Below are 19,779 nucleotides of genomic sequence, written 5' to 3' on the forward strand. Positions count from 1 at the left end.
CTCCCCGGTGGTCGCAGACCACTGCGGGAGGACGCGGACGTGACGGAAACGAGGGCGCAGATCGCGACGCCGCGCGCAGCGGCGCGCCTGGATGCCGGCTTGGCGCGCAGGCTTGCGGAGCAACTCCAGGGTGAGGCCCGTTTCGACGCCTTCACGCGTGGGCGCTACAGCACCGACGCGTCGATCTATCAGATCATGCCGGCCGGCGTTGTGCTGCCCCGCTCGGCCGCCGACATCGCCGCCACCCTGCGGATCGCCGCCGACCACGGCGCACCGGTCATCCTGCGCGGCGGCGGCACGTCGCAGAACGGTCAGCCGATCGGCTCGGGGCTGGTGGTCGATTGCTCACGCCACTTCAACGGCGTGCTGGCCTACGATCCGGAGGCCGGCACCATCACGGTCGAACCCGGCATGGTGCTCGAGCGGCTGAACGCCCGGGTCAAGGCCGATGGCTGGTTCTTCCCCGTGGAGCCGTCCACGGCGAGCCGCTGCACCATCGGCGGCATGGCGGGCAACAATTCCTGCGGCGCCCGCTCCCTGCGCTACGGCAAGATGAGCGACAACGTCTTGAGCCTGGAGGCGCTGTTTCACGACGGCGAGGCCTTCGGCTTCGGGCTGACCGGCGACGCGGTCTCGGGCGTCACCGGCTCCGGTCGGGCCGAGGCGCTCGCCGAGCGCATGCTCGGCCTTGCCCAGACCCATCGCGACGAGATCGCCGCGCGCTATCCGCAGGTGCAGCGGCGCGTGGGCGGCTACAACCTCGACGCCTTGGTCGAGACGCGGCCCAATCTCGCGCATCTGCTGGTCGGGTCGGAAGGCACGCTCGCCGCCACAACCGCGGTGACCCTGAAGCTGTCGCGCCTGCCGAAGCACCGAGTGATGGGGGTCTGTCACTTCCCGTCCTTCCGCGACGCCATGGAGACCACGCGCCACATCGTGGCGCTCGACCCGGTCGCGGTCGAACTCGTGGACAACAACGTCCTGGTGCTCGGCGCCGATATCCCCCTGTTCCGGACCACGCTCGCCGACATCACCCGCGGCAAGCCGAACTGCCTGCTGCTGACGGAATTCGCCGGCGACGACCTCGCCGCCCTGAAGCGCGATCTGAAACGCCTCGAAGCCTGCATGGCCGATTACGGCTTCCCCGACGCCGTCGTGGAGGTCGTGGAGACCGCCCGCCAGAAATCGGTCTGGGAGGTGCGGGAGGCGTGCCTGAACATCATGATGTCGATGAAGGGCGACGCGAAGCCGGTCTCGTTCATCGAGGATTGCGCGGTGCCGCTCGAGCACCTCGCCGACTACACCGACGCGGTCACCGCGGTGTTCACCAAGCACGGCACCCGCGGCACGTGGTACGCGCACGCCTCGGTGGGCTGCCTCCATGTCCGCCCGATCCTCGACATGAAGCAGGGGGGCGACGTCGCGAAGATGCGGGCGATCGCCGAGGAGACCTCCGAACTCGTGCGCCGCTACAAGGGCTCGTATTCCGGCGAGCACGGCGACGGCATCTCGCGCTCGGAATACATCGCGCCGCTGTTCGGCCCGATCCTGACCCGCGCCTTCGAGACCGTGAAGGACGGTTTCGATCCCGAGAACCGGCTCAATCCCGGCAAGGTCGTCCGCCCCCTGACGATGGACGACCGGTCTTTGTTCCGGTTCAAGCCGGACTACGCGGTGACGCAGCCGATGAAGACGGCTCTCGACTGGTCGAGTTGGGGCGGCTTCGGCGCGGCGGTCGAGATGTGCAACAACAACGGCACCTGCCGGAAGCTTGTCGACGGCGCCATGTGCCCGTCCTACCGGGCGACCCGCGAGGAGCAGCACCTGACCCGCGGACGTGCGAATTCCTTGCGGCTCGCCATCTCGGGCCAGCTCGGCGCCGACGCGTTCACCAGCCCCGCCATGAAGCGGACCCTCGACCTCTGCGTCTCCTGCAAGGCCTGCCGCCGGGAATGCCCGACCGGCGTCGACATGGCCAAGATGAAGATCGAGTTCCTGCACCATTACCACGCCCGTCACGGCCTGCCTTTCCGCGAGCGGCTGATCGCGCTGATGCCGGTCTATGCCGGGGTCGCGGCGAAGCTCGCGCCGCTTCTGAATCTGCGGGACAAGCACCCGGCGCTGGCGGCGCTGTCGGAGAGGTTCGCCGGCCTGTCGGCCAAGCGCTCCCTGCCCCGCTGGCGACGGCCCTGGAGCGAGCAGGGCGAGCCGGCCCATCCTGGCGACGTCGCGGGCGATTTTCGCGATGTCATCCTGTTCGGCGACACCTTCAACCGCGCCTTCGAGCGCGAGAACCTGGAGGCCGCCGAGCGCGTGCTCCAGGCCGCCGGCTACCGTCTGCACCGCGTCTACCCGGCGCGCGGCCGCCGCCCGCTCTGCTGCGGCCGGACCTGGCTCGCGTCAGGCCAGACGGACCGGGCGCGCGCGGAGGCGCAACGAACCCTCGATGCGCTTCTGCCCTTCATCCGGGCCGGCGCGCGGGTGGTCGGTCTGGAGCCGTCCTGCCTGCTCACCTTCCGGGACGAATTCGGGGCGCTGCTGCCCGGCGCGGATGCGGCCCTGCTGGCCCGCCAATCCGTCCTGTTCGAGGAGCTGCTGGCCGCCGATCTCGCCGCCGGGCGCATCGAGCTGCCGCTCGCGCATCAGGGCGGCCGTGTCGCCCACCTGCACGGGCATTGCCACCAGAAATCCTTCGGCCTGATGGGATCCGTGGAGACGGTCCTTCGGGCCGTGCCGGGCCTCGACGTGCGGGTGATCGAGTCGAGTTGCTGCGGCATGGCAGGCGCTTTCGGGTATCGGCCGGAATCGATCGAGACCTCCTTCGCCATGGCGGAACTGTCGCTGTTCCCGGCCCTGCGCGCCGCCGCGCCCGGCGACCTCGTTGTGGCCGACGGAACAAGCTGCCGACATCAGATCCACGACGGGCTGGGCCTCCAGGCAGAACATGTGGCTCGCGTTCTCGATCAAGCGCTCGTGCCTCGACACTGAATTGCCGCGCACCTACACATGTCCGACAGGTCGTTTCGACCTGCGTGTGTCGGGGGACCATGAACAAGATCGAACCCGGGATCGGTATCAGCCGCCGCTACCTTCACGACGAGGTCGCGGAGCGGATGCGCGAGCTCATCCGCTCCGGCGAGATGGAGCCGAAGGCGCGCATCAACGAGGGCGAGTTGACCGAACGCTTCGGGATCTCGCGCACGCCGCTGCGGGAAGCGATCAAGATCCTGGCCACCGAAGGTCTGCTCGAACTCCTGCCCAATCGCGGTGCGCGCGTCGCCAGCATCTCGGACACCGAACTCGAGGAAATGATGGAGGTGATCGCCGGCCTCGAAGCAACGGCCGGGGATCTGGCCTGCCGGACGATCAGCGAGGCCGAGATCGACGCCATCGCCGATGATCACGCCGCGATGGTGGCGGCCTGGAAGGCGGCCGACGAGGCCGGCTATTTCAGCCACAACCGCCGGATCCACGAAGCCATCATGGCGGCCAGCCACAACACGATCCTGGCCAACATCTACGAGAGCCTGTCCGGCCGGATCCAGAGGTCGCGCTACAGCGCGCACCAGACGCCGGATCAATGGGCCCGGGCGGTGGCCGAGCATGAGCGGATGATCGCGCTCCTGCGCGCCCGTGACGGCGCAGCCTTGGCCACTCTGATGCGCGAGCATATCCGGGGGAAGAAATCCGTGATCGCAGCCAATTACGGGGCGGTCGAGCCCGCCTGACCGGCCGCTCGCGACCCTACGCGGCGCTCGGTTCCCGCAGGCCTGCGACGAGGTCGGTGAAGCGATCACCCTGCACGAGCACGTGGTTGCGCAGCACCTCCGAGGCGCGCGTCTCGTCGCCTGCGACGATTGCGGCCACGATCGCCTCGTGCTCCGCGAGCGATTGCGGCAGGCGCTGACGGACGCGCAGCTGCAGACGGCGATACGGTGCCAGCCGACGGTGCAGGGACAGGGCCTGATCCGCCAGGAAGGCGTTGTGGCTCGCCCGGTAAACCACCGTGTGGAAGATGTAATTCTCGGCGTAGTAGGCCTCGGTGTCATCCGTCGCCAGGGCCGCTCGGCATCCGTCCAGGGCCGCGCCCAAGGCAGCGGCATCCTCGGGGACGAGGCGCCGGGCTGCGAGCCGGCCGCAGGCGGCCTCGATCTCCGCCATGGTCTCGAACATAGCGAGCAGAAGATGCGGCTCGGGCGCACTGACGATCGCCCCGCGCCTGGGCTTCGTCTGAATGAGGCCGGTCACCGCCAATTGCAGCAGCGCTTCGCGGATCGGCGTACGCGAAACGCCGAATCGGGCCGCCAGCTGGTTTTCGTCGAGCCGTGAGCCGAGCGCGAGCTCGCCGGAGACGATCTCATCCTCGATCCGCTGCCGCAGCCGCTGGGCGTGGCTCATCCTCCGATCCTCTCCTCCCGGATCCGCTTGGCGAGGGCGGACGTCTTGTGCACGATGATTATGCGCAAGCATTGACAAAATATACAAGGCCGTCCTTCATGCATACAAAGAGGCCACGCACTATTGCGTCGCACAATTGTTAGCCGCCTTGTTTGCGGTGCGGGAGAGCATCATGACGCCCACTCGTCGATCCCTTGTCGCCGCCACTCTTGCGGCCCCGGTCGTCTTGAAGTTCGGTCTCGGCGCCGCTCAGGCCGCGACGACCCTGAAGCTGTCGCACCAGTTCCCGGGTGGCACCATCGACGAGGGCGATTTCCGCGACCGCATGTGCCGGAAGTTCGCCAAGATGGTCGGTGAGCGCTCGAAGGGCGCGCTGGAGGTGCAGGTCTATCCCGGCTCCTCGCTGATGAAGACGAACGCGCAATTCGGCGCGATGCGGAAGGGCGCGCTCGACCTGTCGCTCTACCCGAGCCCCTATGCCGGCGGCGAGGTGCCGGAGCTCAACATCGGCCTGATGCCGGCCCTGGTGACCTCCTACGCCCAGGCTGTGGCCTGGAAGGGCGCGCCGGTTGGCCGGAAGCTCGCCGAGATCCTCGACGCGAAGGGTATCATCCTGGTCTCGTGGGTCTGGCAATCCGGCGGCGTCGCCAGCCGCGAGCGGCCGCTCGTCTCCCCCGCCGACGCCCGGGGCCAGAAGGTCCGCGGCGGATCGCGCGAGATGGACATGATGATGAAGGAGGCCGGCGCCGCAACGCTGTCGATCCCGTCGAACGAATCCTACGCGGCGATGCAGACCGGCGCCTGCGATGCCGTGATCACCTCATCGACCAGCCTGATCTCGTTCCGCCTGGAAGAGCTGTCCAAGGCGCTGACGTCGGGCCGGGAGCGGTCCTACTGGTTCATGCTCGAACCGATCATGATGTCGAAGATCGTGTTCTCCGGGCTCCCGAAGGATCAGCAGGACCTGATCATGGCCGTGGGCGGCGAACTCGAGGCCTTCGGTCAGGCGGGCGCCAAGGAGGACGACACCCGGGTCGAGGAGATCTTCGCCAAGGCCGGAGCCAAGGTCTCGCAGCTCGACGAGAAGTCCCTCGGTCAGTGGCGCGATTTGGCGCGGAACACCGCCTGGAAGGACTATGCCGGCAAGAACGCGAGTTGCGCGGAGCTGCTGAAGCTCGCGGAGCAGGTCGCGTGAGCCACAGCTTCGACGCCGCCACGGCCGGACCGGAGGCGGGCGCTGCCGACGAGCCGCGCCTTCCCGGCCTGCTCGGCGCCCTCGACCGGGCGATGCGCCTCCTGAACCGGGTGATCCTGGCTCTGGGCGGCGTTTGCCTCGTAGCGGCCTGCCTGGTGCTGACGCACAGCGTCGTGGTCCGTTACCTGCTGAAGCAGCCGACGGAGTGGCAGGACGAGATGGCGGTGTTCCTGATCGTGGGGGCCACCTTCCTCTCCGCGGCGGGCGTCCAGGCCAAGCGTGGCCATGTCGCCATCGAGGCTGTCACCGGCCTGCTGCCGCCGGCCGCCAACCGGGTGCGGTTGCTGCTGGCCGACGTCGTCAGCCTCGCCTTCTGCCTGTTCTTCGCCTGGAAGAGCTGGTCGCTCGACCACGAGGCCTGGGTCGACGGCCAGATCTCGCAATCGACCTGGGGGCCGCCGCTCTGGATCCCCTACACGCTGATGTCCGCCGGCATGAGCCTGCTCTGCCTGCAATTCGCGCTGCAGATCGCCGAGGGGCTGGTCTACGGCCCGCGGGCGGCCGGCTGGGCCAAGCCCAAGATCGGCCTCGGCGCCGACCTGAACACCGATATGCACGACGCCCCTGAAATCGAGCCCCGGGGTCCGAGCCCGCTGGGCCAGACGATGACCGCGAAGGGCAAGCGATGAGCACGGCCGCGATCGGCTTCCTGTACGCGGGTGCCACCCTCGGGGCGATGCTGTCCGGCATCCCCATTGCGTTCGCGCTGGGCTTCGTCGCCCTGGCCTTCATGGTCGCCTTCATGCCGGCCGCCTCCCTCGATACGGTGGCGCAGAACGTCTACGAGGAGATGGCCTCGATCACCCTGCTGTCGATCCCGCTCTTCATCCTGAAGGGCGCGGCGATCGGGCGGTCCCGGGCGGGCCAGGACCTCTACTCGGCCATGCACGCCTGGATGCACCGGATCCCGGGTGGGCTCGGCATCGCCAACGTCTTCGCCTGCGCGCTGTTCGCCGCCATGGCGGGCTCGAGCCCGGCCACCTGCTCGGCGATCGGCTCGGCCGGCATTCCGGAGATGCGCAAGCGCGGCTACTCGCCGGGTTTCGCGGCGGGGATCATCGCAGCCGGAGGAACCCTCGGGATCCTGCTGCCGCCATCCATCACGATGATCCTGTACGCGGTCGCAGCCGAGCAATCGCTGGGGCGCCTGTTCCTGGCCGGGATCGGCCCGGGGCTGCTGCTCGTCGGGCTGTTCGCCGCTTGGTCGATGATCCGCTTCCGGTCGGAATACGCGACCGCGAAGGCGGCGCTGGAGCGCGGCGGTCCGGCCTCGCCGATCCTGATGGACGATCAGTACACGATGGCGCAGCGCTTCTCGACGCTGCCGCGGGTGCTGCCCTTCGTGGTGTTGCTCACCGGCGTGATGGTGGCGCTCTACGGTGGCTACGCGACGCCGTCGGAGACGGCCGGCCTCGGCGGCCTCCTGGCGCTCGCGCTGATCGCCGCGATCTACGGCGTCTGGCGCTTCCGGGACGTCACACCGATCCTGACCGCGACGCTGCGGGAATCGACCATGCTGATGCTCATCATCGGCATGTCGCTGCTTTACGCCTACGTGATGAGCTACCTGCACATCTCGCAATCGGCGGCGGCGGCGATCGTCGCGATGCAGCTCTCGCCCTGGCTTCTGCTGGTGACGATCCTGGCCCTGGTGATCGTGCTGGGTTTCTTCCTGCCGCCGGTCTCGATCATCCTGATGACCGCGCCGATCATCCTGCCACCGCTCAAGGCGGCAGGCTTCGACCTCGTCTGGTTCGGCGTGGTGATGACCATCACCATGGAGATGGGCCTGATCCACCCGCCGGTGGGTCTCAACATCTTCGTCATCAAGAACATCGCCCCCGACATCCCGCTCTCCGACATCATCTGGGGCACCCTGCCCTTCGTGCTGCTGATGGCGGTCGCGATCCTGATCCTGTGCCTCGTGCCGGGCATCGCCCTGTGGCTGCCGGATCTGCTTCTGGCATCGACGCGGTAGGCGGCGGCACAGCCGGCGATGCCGGTCGCGTCGCCGGCTGTGCCGCGTTATCATCGGGGCATGACCGACCTCCGAACGATCCAGATACTCCACGCGGCCAACGTCATCGCCGAGGACGAGATCGACGCGAGCGTCGAGGCGTTTCTGCATGGTGCGGTGGCCGAGCCCTACCGGTTCCGGAGCGGCCACCGGCTGAACCTCATCAAGGCGGTGCGCAGCCACCCCGGGGCGCAGGAATTCGTCGGGCGCGCGAATGTCGGCACGTCGCTGAAGCGCCCCTTCGTCCGGGCGGCGATCCTGCAGGCACGGCCCATGAAGGATTGAGCGGGCATCCGGTCGCCGCAACCTGCCCGTTCATCATCGGCGCCTCGAGGGTGGCGTCGGCATGGCCGCCCCACGACGACTCACTTATTCGCTCGATGCGATTACGCCGCTCCGCGACAAAATTCGGCTAACCGCGCCCCCTTCGGGGGCATGACCGCCGCTGCACGAGAGACACCGATGAGCCTCGATTCCGTCCGGGCGTTCTTCGCCGAGAAGGCGCCGGATATCGCAGTCCTCGAACTCGAGACCCGCACCGCGACGGTCACGGAAGCCGCGGCCGCCCACGGCGTCGCCCCGGCGCAGATCGCCAAGACGCTCTCGATTCGGCTCGGCGATCACGTCATCCTGGTCGTCACCCGCGGCGATGTCCGGCTTGACAATAAGAAGGCCAAGGCGGTGTTCGGCGGCAAGGTCCGGATGCTGGATCTCGCCGAGATCGAGGCGGCCACCGGCCACCCGGTCGGCGGGGTCTGCCCGTTCGGGTTGCTGGCGCCGCTGCCGGTCTATTGCGACGTGACGCTTCAAGTCTTCGACGAGGTCGTCCCGGCTGCCGGGAGCACGCACAGCGCCGTGCGGATCGCGCCGAGCCGGATGGCCGCCCTGACCGGGGCGACCTGGGTCGACGTCTGTCAGGAACCGGCCTGAGCGCGCCGCGTCAGCGCCCGCTCCACTCCGGCGTCCGCTTGCCCAGGAACGCTTCCATACCTTCGCGGAAATCCTGGCTCATGTAGCACATGAGGATCAGATCATCGCCGGGATGCGACTGGCCCTCGGCCGGAGCCTCCTCCTCCGCGAGCCGTCGCAGGCCCTCCTTGGTCGCCTGCATGGTCAGCGGCGCGTGACCGGCGAGGAGCCGGGCCAAAGCATCGACCCGCTCGGTCAGGGCCAGGCGATCCGCCACGACTTCGCTGACGAGGCCGATGGACAAGGCCTCCTCGGCCCCCACCAGGCGGGCGGTGAAGATGATATCCTTGACCCGCGCCGGGCCGATCAGGCCGGAGAGCCGCTTCAGATTGCCCTGGCTCAGGCAGTTTCCCAGCGTCCGGGCGATGGGGAAGCCGAAGCGTGCGTCCTGCGTCGCAACCCGCAGATCGCAGGCCGCCGCGATCGCAGCGCCGCCGCCCGTGCAGGCGCCGGCGATCGCCGCGATGGTCGGGACCCGCAGCCGCTCCAGGGTGCCGAGCACCCGGTCCATGAAGCGCTCGTAGCCGAGGGCATCCTCGGCCGTGTTGAAGTTGCGGAACTGGGCGATGTCCGTGCCGGCCGCGAAAGCCTTGTCGCCGGCCCCGGTGATGATCAGCGCCTTGACCGCGGGGTTCTCGGCGATCGCCTCGCAGCAGGTGATCAGGCCCTGGTACATCGCGAAGGTCATCGCGTTGCGGGCCTGGGGCCGGTTGAGGACGATCCGGGCGATGCCGGCCTCGTCGGTGGTGAACAGGAGCTCGTCGGTGGCGGGCTGGGCACTCATCGCAGCGTCTCCGGATGGCAGGCTCATGCCAAGGTCTCGCGGACCACGCCCCGTGCGATCAGACCGTCGATCTCGGCGGCCGTATAGCCGGCCTCCGCCAGGATCGCGCGGGAATGCTCGCCGAGCAACGGTGCGGGCCCGTGCACGCGGCCGGGCGTGTCCGAGAACTTGACCGGCAGGCCGAGCGTCTTCATCGGCCCGACCCTCGGATGTTCGACCTCCACCACCATCTCGCGGGCGAGCGTCTGCGGATCCCGGTGCATGGCGTTGACGTCGAGCACCGGCCCGGCCGGCACGCCGCCGGCCTCCAGACGGGCGAGCCACTCGGCCGAGGTCTGCGCGCGGAAGATCGGTGCCAGGGTGGCGGCGAGCGCGTACCGGTTCGCCATCCGGTCGCGGTTATGGGCGAAGCGCTGATCCTCGGCGAGGGTCTCCGCCCCGATCACGGTCAGGAGTCGCAGCCAGTTGGTCTGGTTGGCCGCCCCGATGGTGATCCAGCCATCGGCCGTCTCGAACGCCTCATAGGGGGCGTTCAACGGGTGCGCCGATCCCATCGGTCCGGGCGCGACACCGGTCGCCATGGCGATGGCCGACTGCCAGTAGGTGTGGGTGATCCCGGCCTCGAACAGCGACGTGTCGACGGCCTGGCCCCTGCCGGTCCTGAGCCGATTGCTGTAGGCCGCCAGAACGCCCATGGCCGCCAGAATTCCGGCGGTGATGTCGGTCACGGGCGGTCCGCACTTCATCGGCGGCCGTCCGGGCCCCTCCCCGGTGACCGACATGAGCCCGCTCATGCCCTGCGCGACGAGATCGAATCCGGCGCGGTCGGCGTACGGCCCGGTGCGGCCGAAACCCGAGAGCGAGCAGTAAACGAGTTCGGGAAACGCCTCGCGCAACGTGTCGTAGCCGATCCCGAGGCGCTCCATGGTGCCGCCGCGGTAATTCTCGATCAGGACGTCGGCCCCCTTGAGCAGGCGGCGGAGGGCCGCCACGCCGTCCGGGTCCTTCAGGTCTAGGCTGATGCCGCGCTTGCCGCGGTTCATCATCATGTAGGCCGCGCTCTCACCGTCGAGCGCGGGCGGGACCGTGCGACGGGTGTCGTCGCCGTCCAACTTCTCGACCTTGATGACCTCCGCGCCCATGTCGGCGAGCATCAGCCCGCAGACCGGCCCGGCCATGATATGCGCGAGCTCGATGACCCGCACGCCGACGAGCGGACCGGACCGTTCCGCGGTTCCCACCATCGACCCCTACTCCCCGGCCGGGACGGTGGCCGCCGGACCGACGATTGGCGCGGCGGGCTCCACGAATTCCCGCTCGGGATGCATGGTGAAGGCGAGACCGGCACCGAGCAAGCACAGCCCGATCGAGCCGACGAATGGCAGGGTCCAGCTGCCTGTCAGGTCGACGATCAGCCCGAAGACGATCGGCGAGACGATGGCGGCGATCGCCGAGCCGGTGTTCATCAGCCCGCTGGCGGTGCCCGCGTATTTCGGCGCGATGTCCATCGGCACCGACCAGATCGGCCCGATCACCAGCTCGGCGAAGAAGAAGCCCGAGGACAGGAGCAGGGCGACCAGGGTCAGGTCGCGCGTCATGAACACGCCCGCGAGGCTCGCGGCGGCGCCGAGGAAGCCGACCACGATGACCGAGAGCCGGGCGAGCTTCACATTGCCGGTGCGGTGCAGGATCGTGTCGCTCAGCATGCCACCGACCGTATCGCCGACGACGCCGGCGAAGAACACGCCCGAGGCGAACAGCGCCGAGTTCTTGAGGTCGAGACTGTAATTCTCTTTGAAGAAGCTCGGCAGCCAGCCGAGGAACAACCACAGGGTCCAGCCGTAGCAGAAATACGTGATCGACACCGGCAGCATCCGCCGGGTCAGGGCGCCCCACGGCACCGTCTGCTTCGCGCCGACCTTGCGGGGCGGCGGCAGCATCTCGAGTTCGGCTTTCGTAATCGTCGGATGGTCGGACGGGTCGTCACGGAAGTAGAGATACCAGATCGCGACCCAGATGAAGCTCACGGCGCCCAGGATCACGAAGCTGGTGCGCCAGCCGAAATGGTACATCAGGAAGGCGACAATCGGCGGTGCGACCGCGTTGCCGAGCCGGGCAAAGGCGTGGGTGATGCCCTGGGCGAAGCCGCGCTTGCCGGGCGCAGTCCAGTTCTGCATCGCGCGCGTCGCGGTCGGGAACGTCGCGCCCTCACCGAAGCCGAGCAGGACCCGGGCGAGGAACAGGCTGATCAAGCCCCCGACCATCCCGGTCAGGATCGTGGCCATCGCCCAGATCATGCCGCAGGCCAGCAGCGTCCGGCGAGCGCCGAACTTGTCGCCGACCGAGCCGCCGATCACCTGGAAGATGGCGTAGGGATAGGCGAAAGCCGAGAGGATCAGGCCGAAATCCGTCTTCGACATGCCGAACTCGCGCATGATCTCGGCGCCGGCGGTCGCGATGTTCACCCGGTCCAGATAGGTGATGAAATACATCACGCAGAGCAGGCCGAGCACGCCGTTCGTGGCGCTCATGCGCTTCGACATCGACCATTCCTCCACTCAGGGGCGCCGCATCTCGCGGTCGCCGGGCGCCTCGACCGTTGGATCGGGCGCTCTCTCGTAATGCATTATTCAAACGCCTCCCGCGGCAGAACGCAACCGCTGAAGTCCGTCCTCCATGCGAATCGCATCCACCGGCTGCAACGGCAAACGGGGGCCGCGAAGGCCCCCGTCTCCAATACACCGGATCTGCAACCCTGCGCAGCCGCTCAGGCGGTCGCCGGCCGAAGTGCCTGCGCTTCCGCCTCGGCGGCCGTCCCGAGAGCTTTCCCGCGGGGGCCGACCCAGCTGCCGACCCACTTGCGTTGCCAAAGGGCCAGGCACCCCAGCACGATCGCGGTGAATGCCGCGTAGCCGATGAAACCGATCGAGAACGAGCCGGTATATTGCTTCGACAGGCCCATGACGTTCGGCAGAATCGCGCCGCCGAGAGCGCCGATCTCACCGATCATCGAGCCGGCCACTGCGGTGTTGTTCGGCCAGCGCAGGGGCACGAGCTGGAACAGCGCGCCGTTGCCGGCCCCGAGCGCCGCGAAGCACAGCATGAACAGGAGCGTGGTCAGCGCGAGCGACGGTGTCGCGGTCAGCGACAGGAACGTGGCAATCGCCGCGAGCAGGACCACCGACAGGACCGCGATCCCGCCCATACGATCGGCGAAGTAGCCGCCGACGATCCGGATGCCCGAACCCATGAAGGCCGCCAGCATGGTCAGCCGACCGGCCTCGACCTTCGTCACGGCGAACTGCTCGTAGAAGAAGGTCGGCAGGAAGTTGGACAGGCCCACGAACCCGCCGAAGGTGATCACGTAGATCAGCGAGAAAGCCCAGCCGTCCTTCGTGAACAGGCAGGAGATGTGCTCCTTGAACGATTGGTGCTCGCAATCCGGCGGCTCCTTGGCCAGCACGATCATGACCACGAGCGGCAGGAGCATGACCACGCCCGCGAAGGCGTAGGTGGTCTGCCAGCCATAGGCCTGCGCGAGCGGCGGCGCGAACAGCACGGCCAGAACGGTTCCGGAATTGCCGGCGCCGGCAATGCCCATTGCCAAGCCCTTGTGCTCCGGCGGGAACCAGCCCGAGCCCAGAGACAGGGCCACACCGAAGGACGCCCCGGCGATGCCGAGCAGAACCCCCATGGCGAGCACGTCGCTGTAGGACGAGACGAACAGGTAGCCGTAGGCCATCGCCAGCATGATCACGCTCATCTCGGTGATCGCGGCGTTCTTCCGGCCGATATATTGCGCCAGGATCCCGAGCGGGAAGCGCATCAGCGCGCCCGCGAGGATCGGAAGCGAGATCATGAATCCGGTCTGGGCCGGCGTCAGCTTGTAGGTCTCGGTGATGAACGGGCCCATCGCACCGTTCAGAACCCAGATCGCGAAGCAGAAATCGAAATAGAGAAATGCCGCAAACAGCGTCGGGGGGTGACCCGACTTCATCACCGTCTTGAAGCTGGCCATAGCTGGTGCTCGTCTATAGTGGGCGAACCGTCACGCGGTCGCTCATGCCGGGGATCCGGACTCACACCGTCCGCTGTTTGGAGCGTCGTTGCTCCAGCGCCGCGCCAAGCGCGGCCATCGCCAGAAGCAGCAAGCGTGCCACGCAACCGGCGCCGTAGGCTGACCCACGGATCATGAGGTCGAGACGGGCGTGCCGGACCGGGTTCAACGGGCGCGCTGCCCGTGATGCGGGCAGGCCTGCCGAGCGAACGGGCGGGCCAGTTCGGCTCTCACGGAACCGTGAACCGTTGTGTCATGGTCATTGCTGCACGAAGGCAACACAGGGCGGCAGAAAGGCGCTCGGACACCCTGTAAGTTGCTCGCACGTGCGGCAAGCAACTTGGCGGTAAAGCGCGATCTTTGCTAAGCCCCGGACTGAGTTGAGCCGCACGCTCGTGCAGGCCTGCTCGAAAGCGCACCACGGCCAGTCCCGGTGTCGCATCCCGAGGAATTTCGAACCATGTCCGCCCCGCTCCGTCGCCTATTCCTGGCCGGCTTCACCGTCCTCGCTCTCGCGCCGACTGCGCAGGCCCAGAACCGCGGCCCAGTCGCCGAGTCGGGCATCGACGGGTTCGGGGATGACGGCCAGCTCTACCAGGATCAGAACGGCGCGTTCTATGTGCGCCGCGGCGGCCGCTACCTGCCCTACACCGGCCGCACCGACTTCGTCCGGCGCGCTCCGCCGGCGGCCGCAGCGGTACCCGCTGCACCGCCCGCGCCAGCTGCCGCGCTGGACATGGATCCGACCGGCCCCGCGCGTCCGGGCTCCGCGCCGCCGGCCGAGGGGCTCTCGCCCCTGGAGGCTGCCAAGGCCAAGGCCGTGCTCCGCGCGCCCGACAACGAGGCGATCGATTACGCCAAGGCCTACGGGCCGGTCACCGACGACGTGTTCCCGATCCAGGCCTTCAATTACAAGAAGATGAACCCGGCGTTCCTCCGACAGGAGATCGCCTATAACGGCCCCTATGAGCCCGGGACGATCATCGTCGATCCTCGGGCGCACCAGCTCACCCTGGTCGAGGCCAACGGCCGGGCGCGCCGCTACGGCGTCGGCGTCGGCAAGCAGGGCTTCTCGTGGTCGGGCAGTGCGACGGTCAATTCCAAGCAGGCGTGGCCGGACTGGTACCCGCCCAAGGAGATGATCGCCCGCAGCCCGAAGCTCGCCAGCGAGGTCGACAAGCTGCAGAGCGGCCTCGGCGTCGCGGGCGGCCTGCGCAACCCCCTCGGGGCGCGGGCGATGTACCTCTGGCAAGGCAACAAGGACACGCTGTTCCGCATCCACGGCACCCTAGAGCCATTCTCGATCGGCAAGAGCGTGTCGTCCGGCTGCATCCGGATGATCAACCAGGATGCGATCGACCTGTTCAGCCGCGTCAATGTCGGCAGCAAGGTCGTCGTCCTGAACTGATCCCGGGCCGCCCTTGGCAGCGCCCTGCGGCGGCTCAGGTCACGCTGCGGCGGTGCTCGCCGAGGATGCGGCGCACCGTGCCCGCCTCGGAGCGATAGACCAGCGTCTCGGTCTGGATCCGATCCGGCTTGAACCGGACGCCGCGCAGGAGCGCGCCGTCGGTCACCCCGGTGGCGGCGACGATCACGTCGCCGCTCACGAGATCCGTGAGATCGTACTTCCTGTCGAGATCCTCGATCCCCATCTCGGCCGCCCGTCGACGGCGCTCCGGCGTATCGAGGATCAGGCGTCCCTGCATCTGGCCGCCGATGCACCGCATGGCCGCGGCGGCGAGCACACCCTCGGGGGCCGCGCCGGTCCCGAGATACAGATCGATGCCCGTCTCCTCCGGGCTGGCGGTGAAGATGATCCCGGCGATGTCGCCATCCGAGATCAGGCGGACCGCCGCACCGGCCGCCCGGACCTCGGCCACGAGCGCCGCATGGCGGGGACGGTCCAGGATGAGCGCGGTGATCTGGTGCGGCGCGACTCCCTTGGCCCGCGCCAGCGCCGCGATGTTCTCGGTCGGGCTCGCGTCCAGATCGACCAGACCGGCCGGATAGCCGGGACCGACCGCGATCTTCTGCATGTAGACGTCCGGCGCGGCGAGCAGCGAGCCGCGCTCCGCCATCGCCATCACCGCGATGGCGCCGGGCATGTCCTTCGCGCAGAGCGTCGTGCCCTCCAGCGGATCGACCGCGATGTCGACCTCCGGCCCGTCGCCGCGGCCGAGCTGCTCGCCGATGAACAGCATCGGCGCCTGATCGCGCTCGCCCTCCCCGATCACCACCGTGCCGCGGATCGGCAGGGCGTTGAGCTCGTCGCGCATGGCGTCGACGGCCGCCTGATCGGCGGCCTTCTCGTCGCCCTTGCCGCGCAGGCGCGCGGCCGCGATGGCGGCGCGCTCCGTCACGCGGGCAAGCTCGAGGGCGAGCGTGCGCGGGACACCGCGCAGAGCGGGGTTGGAAGCGTCAGCCATCGTTTCCTGCCTTTATCCGAGCCCGATCTTGAAGTCGGATCCCGGTTTGAACACCGTCGAACGGCGGCCGTTCAGCCTACGCCGTCATCAGCGGTGCCCAATATCCTGCATTAAGCCGTCACCGCTCCGTGCCCAAGATGTATTCTTGTGCGTAAGCCGCTATTCGCGCTCGATTCGGATGAGCTGTGGGGGCTCGGCGAGCAGACCGTCGTCGCCGATCGCGTCGAGGGCCGCCCGGATGCTCCCCTCCGTCGCCGCGTAGGTGATCAGCACCAGTGGCACCGGTCGGCCTGACCGCCCGCGCGGATCGGTGTCCGCGCCCTCGGTGCGGCGCTGGAGGATGCTCTCGAGCGAAATCTCGCGCTCGGCCATGCGCTGGGCGACGCCCGCCGCGACACCGGGGCGATCGTGGACCGTCAGTCGGATGTAATAGCCGCCCTCATGGCGCTGCATCTCGACACGCTCGCTCGGCCGCATCGCGTCGGCCGGCACACCGAAGGTCGGACGGACGATGCCGCGGGCCAGATCGGCGATGTCGGCCAGGACCGCGGAAGCTGTGGCCTCGCCGCCGGCGCCGGGGCCGATCAGCGTGAGTTCGCCGACCGCGTCCGCGTCGATGGTGACAGCATTCGTCACGCCCATCACCTGCGCGATCGCCGAGGATTTGGGCACCATCGTCGGGTGAACCCGCTGCTCGATGCCGGCCTCGGCGGCCTGCGCGACGCCGAGCAGCTTGATCCGGTAGCCCAGCTCGTCCGCCATCCGCAGATCGAGGGGCTGCACCCGCGAGATGCCCTCGACCGACACGCCCTCCGCGTCGATCGCGGTGCCGAAGGCGAGGCTGGTCAGGATGGCGAGCTTGTGGGCCGTGTCGAAGCCTTCGACATCGAAGGTCGGGTCCGCCTCGGCGTAGCCCAGCGCCTGGGCGTCCTTCAGGCAGGCCTCGAAGGTCAGGCCCTCCCGCTCCATGCGGCTGAGGATGTAGTTGCAGGTGCCGTTGAGGATCCCGTAGACGCGGGAGATCGCGTTGCCCGGCAGACCCTCGCGCAGGGTCTTGATCACCGGGATCCCGCCGGCCACCGCCGCCTCGAAGGCGAGCGCCACGCCGTTCTCCTCGGCGAGGGTGGCAAGGGCGGCACCATGGCGGGCGAGAAGCGCCTTGTTGGCCGTGACGACCGGTTTTCCGCCCCCGAGCGCCGCCTCGACGACGGCCTTGGCGGCGCCTTCCGCGCCGCCGATCAGCTCGACCACGCAGTCGACATCGCCCGAACGCGCCAGCGCGACCGGATCATCGAACCAAGTGATGCCGGAGAGGTCGAGGCCGCGGTCGCGGCTCCGGTCGCGCGACGAGACCGCCGAGACGCGGAGATCGAGACCCGCGGCCGTCAACGCCGCCCGTCGGCGCTCGACCATCCGGACCACGGACGCACCGACGGTGCCGAGACCGGCGATCCCGAGGCGAAAGCTCACTGTCATGACCCCTTCCGTGCCCGGGCGACCGCAAGCGGTCGGGCGCCCGATGGCGCGCACTTCTGCAAGAATTCCGCTTGCGCCGCAAGGAAACCGCCCGACGGCCGCATCCCCTCAGCCGGTTGCCTCGCGGTGGCGCACGGCCGTCGCCACAAGGGCGTAGAGCACGACCGCATTCAGCACATGCCAGAGCGGGTGTGTGCCGAACGGCAGCACGGGGCAGGCCACCGGGTCGGCGGTCCGCGCCGCGAGGGAGATGAGGAACAGCGCGCCGATGCCGGCAAGCCGGCGTCCGGTGCCGAGGAAACGTTCCTCGGCCGATCCCTTGGTGGCCCAGGCGACGCCGAACAAGGCGAGCAGCGCCGGAAGGTAATCGATGGACCCGTTGGTCAGGTTCGACACCCGCGCGCCGGTCAGCCCGTCCAGCATCGGTGTGAGGGCGAAACCCAGCAAGGCGAACCCGGCCGTGGCGGCGGCGACACGCGTCGGTGCGAGCCGCAGGTAGCGATGCAGAGCCAGCGCCAGATAGGCGTAGATGAACAGCGCGATCGGGATCACGTCGGCGAGCATCGCCCAGTAGACCGCCAATGTGTGGAACAGGAACGAGCCGATGCCGACGACGGCGATCAGCCCCGCCAGGCCAAGACCGGCGCGGTCGGGCGGCTCGGCTGCACGGGCGCGGTAGGAGGCGGCCGCAGCAGCCAGCAGGAAGGCGCCATTGGTGACGGCATTCGCCGGCTCGTCCCAGAATCCCGGCCCGCTGCGCTCGCAATACGCCCTGACCGGCTCGAACCAATCCATCCGTCGTTCCTAGATCCTCGACCTTGCGCGAGGATGGCCTTGTCAGCGCGACGCGAAGTGCGGATGACGGGCCGGCGGCGAGCGGATGCGAGGCGATGCGGATTACGACCTGGAACGTGAACTCGATCAAGCAGCGGCTGCCTCACCTGCTCGCCTTCCTGGACGAGGCACGGCCTGACGTCGTCTGCCTGCAGGAGCTGAAATGCCAGGACGAGGCGTTTCCGCGGACGGAGATCGAGGCAGCGGGCTACGCGGTCGAGACGCTCGGGCAGAAAGCCTATAACGGCGTCGCGCTGCTGGTCCGGAAACCGCTGGCCATCGCGCCGGATTCCGTACGGCGCGGCCTTCCGGGCGACCCGGCTGACGAGCAGGCCCGCTACATCGAGGCGCTCGTCTCGGGTGAGACGGAACAGCCCGTGCGGGTCGCGTCGATCTACCTGCCGAACGGCAATCCGGTGGACAGCCCGAAATACCCCTACAAGCTCGCCTTCCTGGAGCGGCTGCGGCTTCACGCCCGCGCCCTGATGGAGGCCGAGATCCCGGTCGTTCTCGCGGGCGATTACAACGTCATCCCCGAGCCCGCCGACGCGGCCGATCCGGAGGCTTGGCGCACCGATGCGCTGTTCCTCCCGGCGAGCCGGGCGGCGTTCCGCGCCATCCTGGCCGAAGGCTACACCGACGGCCTGCGTGCCTGCGACCCGCGGGACGGGCTCTATACGTTCTGGGACTATCAGGCCGGAAGCTGGCAGCGGAATTTCGGTATCCGCATCGATCACCTGCTGCTCTCGCCGCAGGCCTGCGACCGCCTTGTATCGGCCTCAGTGCAGAAGCACCTGCGCGGCCTCGACAAGCCGTCCGATCATGTGCCCGTCACGGTGGAGCTATCGCCGGGTTGAGAAATTATGCTCCTGGCGGGCGGGTCGGCTCGGCATGCCCGGACCCGTTCCCAGACACAGGAGCCCCTTTTGATCGTCTACGGCACCGGCTATTCACCCTACGTCCGCAAGGTCCTGATTGCGCTCACCGAGAAGGACGTGTCCTACGAGCACAGGCCCGTGATGTTCCACGCGCCGGATCCGGAATTCCAGGCCGCCAGCCCCCTCGGGAAGATCCCCGCCATCGAGGATGGCGCGTTCCGGCTCGCCGACTCGTCGGCGGTCCTCTGGTACATCGAGCGCAAGCATCCGACGCCGGCTCTCGTCCCATCGGAGCCGCAGGCGCTGGGTCGCGCCGTATGGTTCGACAAGTTCGGAGACACCGAACTCTTCTCCAAGCTCATCGTCCCATTCGTCGAACGCGTGCTGAAGCCGAACATGATGGGGCAGCCCACCGACGAGGCCGCAGTGGCCAAGGCGCTCGACAAGGATTTGCCACCGCTCTTCGACTATCTGGACCGGGAGATCTCGGGTCCGTACTTGGCGGGTGACGCCTTCAGCATCGCCGACATCTCCGTTGCGACGGGCTTCTTCAACTTCCAGCTTGCGAAGGCTCAGATCGATGCCGAGCGCTGGCCGCGGCTGGCACGCTATGTCGCCGCGATGCTGGCGCGACCGTCCTTCGTGGCCGCCCAGGATTCGCGGAAGGGCTGAACCGGGGCTCGAC

General features: G+C 68.5%; 18 protein-coding genes. 10 read left to right on the plus strand and 8 right to left on the minus strand.

Features of this window, described 5'->3' with window-relative positions:
* Positions 1–39 precede the first annotated feature (39 nt).
* On the plus strand, positions 40–2,988 hold the full coding sequence (locus JOE48_RS07840) for an FAD-binding and (Fe-S)-binding domain-containing protein (RefSeq protein WP_210029045.1): 2,949 nt from the start codon (positions 40–42) through the stop codon (positions 2,986–2,988).
* A gap of 59 nt (positions 2,989–3,047) precedes the next feature.
* Positions 3,048–3,728, plus strand: coding sequence for a GntR family transcriptional regulator (locus JOE48_RS07845; RefSeq protein ID WP_210029046.1), 681 nt, complete (start codon positions 3,048–3,050; stop codon positions 3,726–3,728).
* 16 nt (positions 3,729–3,744) lie between these two features.
* Here JOE48_RS07845 and JOE48_RS07850 read toward each other — a convergent pair whose 3' ends face one another.
* A complete protein-coding gene (locus JOE48_RS07850) occupies positions 3,745–4,398 on the minus strand; it encodes a GntR family transcriptional regulator (protein ID WP_210029047.1) in 654 nt (217 codons plus the stop codon).
* Between the two features lie 172 nt (positions 4,399–4,570).
* Between JOE48_RS07850 and dctP the strand changes: the two genes are divergently transcribed.
* From dctP to JOE48_RS07875, 5 genes are all read left to right on the plus strand, one after another.
* Positions 4,571–5,593, plus strand: coding sequence for a TRAP transporter substrate-binding protein DctP (dctP, locus tag JOE48_RS07855; protein WP_210029048.1), 1,023 nt, complete (start codon positions 4,571–4,573; stop codon positions 5,591–5,593).
* A complete protein-coding gene (locus tag JOE48_RS07860; protein WP_210029049.1) occupies positions 5,590–6,282 on the plus strand; it encodes a TRAP transporter small permease in 693 nt (230 codons plus the stop codon). Before dctP ends, JOE48_RS07860 begins: the two co-directional genes overlap by 4 nt.
* Positions 6,279–7,631, plus strand: coding sequence for a TRAP transporter large permease (locus JOE48_RS07865; protein ID WP_210029051.1), 1,353 nt, complete (start codon positions 6,279–6,281; stop codon positions 7,629–7,631). The genes JOE48_RS07860 and JOE48_RS07865 overlap by 4 nt, the downstream gene beginning before the upstream one ends.
* A 60-nt stretch (positions 7,632–7,691) precedes the next feature.
* The gene (locus tag JOE48_RS07870) at positions 7,692–7,955 is read left to right on the plus strand and encodes a hypothetical protein (protein WP_210029052.1); all 264 of its coding nucleotides are present in this window, start codon (positions 7,692–7,694) and stop codon (positions 7,953–7,955) included.
* 177 nt (positions 7,956–8,132) lie between these two features.
* Positions 8,133–8,600 carry a YbaK/EbsC family protein gene (locus JOE48_RS07875; RefSeq protein WP_210029053.1) on the plus strand — a complete coding sequence of 156 codons (468 nt, stop codon included), beginning with the start codon at positions 8,133–8,135 and terminating at the stop codon, positions 8,598–8,600.
* A gap of 10 nt (positions 8,601–8,610) precedes the next feature.
* Here the strand turns inward: JOE48_RS07875 and JOE48_RS07880 are convergent, their stop codons facing one another.
* The 4 genes from JOE48_RS07880 to JOE48_RS07895 all read right to left on the minus strand — a co-directional run bounded on the left by JOE48_RS07880 (position 8,611) and on the right by JOE48_RS07895 (position 13,441).
* Positions 8,611–9,423, minus strand: coding sequence for an enoyl-CoA hydratase/isomerase family protein (locus tag JOE48_RS07880; protein WP_210029054.1), 813 nt, complete (start codon positions 9,421–9,423; stop codon positions 8,611–8,613).
* A 23-nt stretch (positions 9,424–9,446) separates the two neighbouring features.
* Positions 9,447–10,667 (minus strand): CaiB/BaiF CoA-transferase family protein, encoded by a 1,221-nt coding sequence (locus JOE48_RS07885; RefSeq protein ID WP_210029055.1) that lies wholly within the window; start codon positions 10,665–10,667, stop codon positions 9,447–9,449.
* 6 nt (positions 10,668–10,673) lie between these two features.
* The gene (locus JOE48_RS07890) at positions 10,674–11,966 is read right to left on the minus strand and encodes an MFS transporter (protein WP_210029056.1); all 1,293 of its coding nucleotides are present in this window, start codon (positions 11,964–11,966) and stop codon (positions 10,674–10,676) included.
* A gap of 224 nt (positions 11,967–12,190) precedes the next feature.
* On the minus strand, positions 12,191–13,441 hold the full coding sequence (locus tag JOE48_RS07895; protein ID WP_210029057.1) for a NarK/NasA family nitrate transporter: 1,251 nt from the start codon (positions 13,439–13,441) through the stop codon (positions 12,191–12,193).
* A 499-nt stretch (positions 13,442–13,940) separates the two neighbouring features.
* On the opposite strand from JOE48_RS07895, the gene JOE48_RS07900 reads away from it, so the two are divergent.
* Complete coding sequence (locus JOE48_RS07900) at positions 13,941–14,888, plus strand: L,D-transpeptidase (RefSeq protein ID WP_210029058.1); 948 nt, start codon at positions 13,941–13,943, stop codon at positions 14,886–14,888.
* Between the two features lie 34 nt (positions 14,889–14,922).
* On the opposite strand, the gene glpX is transcribed toward JOE48_RS07900, so the two are convergent.
* The 3 genes from glpX to JOE48_RS07915 all read right to left on the minus strand — a co-directional run bounded on the left by glpX (position 14,923) and on the right by JOE48_RS07915 (position 18,177).
* Positions 14,923–15,906 (minus strand): class II fructose-bisphosphatase, encoded by a 984-nt coding sequence (glpX, locus tag JOE48_RS07905; protein ID WP_210029059.1) that lies wholly within the window; start codon positions 15,904–15,906, stop codon positions 14,923–14,925.
* Positions 15,907–16,065: 159 nt separating this feature from the next.
* Positions 16,066–17,382, minus strand: coding sequence for a homoserine dehydrogenase (locus JOE48_RS07910; protein ID WP_210029060.1), 1,317 nt, complete (start codon positions 17,380–17,382; stop codon positions 16,066–16,068).
* A gap of 108 nt (positions 17,383–17,490) precedes the next feature.
* Complete coding sequence (locus JOE48_RS07915; protein ID WP_210029061.1) at positions 17,491–18,177, minus strand: ceramidase domain-containing protein; 687 nt, start codon at positions 18,175–18,177, stop codon at positions 17,491–17,493.
* Positions 18,178–18,272: 95 nt separating this feature from the next.
* Between JOE48_RS07915 and xth the strand changes: the two genes are divergently transcribed.
* Positions 18,273–19,073, plus strand: a complete 801-nt coding sequence (gene xth / locus JOE48_RS07920) for an exodeoxyribonuclease III (RefSeq protein WP_210029062.1) — start codon at positions 18,273–18,275, stop codon at positions 19,071–19,073.
* A 69-nt stretch (positions 19,074–19,142) separates the two neighbouring features.
* On the plus strand, positions 19,143–19,766 hold the full coding sequence (locus JOE48_RS07925; RefSeq protein WP_210029063.1) for a glutathione S-transferase family protein: 624 nt from the start codon (positions 19,143–19,145) through the stop codon (positions 19,764–19,766).
* Positions 19,767–19,779 lie beyond the last annotated feature (13 nt).

It is taken from the genome of Methylobacterium sp. PvR107 (genome assembly GCF_017833295.1).
Classification (GTDB): Bacteria; Pseudomonadota; Alphaproteobacteria; order Rhizobiales; family Beijerinckiaceae; genus Methylobacterium.